The sequence below is a fragment of the Peribacillus sp. P4_C12 genome, assembly GCF_056402095.1.
In genome coordinates, this window is record NZ_JBFUIB010001199.1 from 1 (window position 1) to 547 (window position 547).

Annotated in this window: 1 protein-coding gene; it reads right to left on the reverse strand. The window is 44.0% G+C overall.

All coding sequences use genetic code 11. From position 1 onward, the window contains the following. Nucleotides 1–547: tRNA dihydrouridine synthase (locus AC1DUW_RS32120; RefSeq protein ID WP_477644620.1), on the reverse strand; the 547-nt coding region annotated here is incomplete at both ends.

Consider the following 547-nt stretch of genomic DNA (forward strand, 5'->3'; position numbering starts at 1 on the left):
ATTCTTTACTGCTATGCTCTCTTGGCTCTTTTTCAAAAGCAAAAGGATTTTTAAAAATMCCTCGCCCGATCATAACGCCATCAATACCATATTGTTCAGCAAGCTGCAGCCCAGTTTGACGGTCAGGAATGTCTCCATTGATTGTTAGTAGCGTATTTGGTGCGATACGGTCACGTAATTTTTTGATTTCCGGAATTAGCTCCCAATGCGCATCTACTTGGCTCATTTCCTTTCTTGTACGTAAATGAATAGAAAGGTTCGCAATATCCTGTTTTAAAATATGCGTTAGCCACTCCTCCCACTCATTTACATCCTCATAGCCAAGTCGTGTTTTCACGCTGACAGGCAGTCCGCCCGCTTTTGCTGCTTGAATAAGTTCTGCCGCAACGTTTGGACGCAGAATAAGGCCACTACCTTTCCCTCTCGATGCCACATTCGGTACAGGGCAGCCCATATTAATATCGATGCCTTTAAATCCTAGCTCTGCCATGCCAATACTCATTTGACGGAAATATTCGGGATTATCCCCCCAAATATGTGCCACCAT